We start from the raw sequence: 256 nt of genomic DNA, 5'->3' as shown, positions 1-256 counted from the left end.
CCCCCTCCCCCGGCACCCAGCGGGGCGGCCTGACCCCGATCCTGGAGAAAACGGTGGGCGCGGGCGCCAAGGGGGGCCCGACGCCGCCCAACGGCGTCCTCGGCTTCCCCGAGGAGGGCCCCGGCAGCGGCCTGGTGTTCATGCGCACCCCCGGCTACGCCCGGGTCTCCGCCACAGGCCCGGTCGCAGGCGGGGCCAATGTCATCGTCCTCACCACCGGCCGCGGGTCCTGCTTCGGCTGCCGGCCGACGCCGTC

Annotated in this window: 1 pseudogene; it reads left to right on the top strand. The window is 77.3% G+C overall.

Annotated features, from left to right (window positions below):
* Nucleotides 1-256, top strand: a pseudogene (locus KVT37_RS32420) (UxaA family hydrolase); the annotation flags it as partial.

The sequence above is a fragment of the Mesorhizobium sp. GbtcB19 genome (assembly GCF_019091085.1).
Classification (GTDB): Bacteria; Pseudomonadota; Alphaproteobacteria; order Rhizobiales; family Rhizobiaceae; genus Mesorhizobium.
The sequence above is the reverse complement of the archived record's forward strand: the minus strand, read 5'-3'. Positions and strand labels throughout refer to the sequence as shown.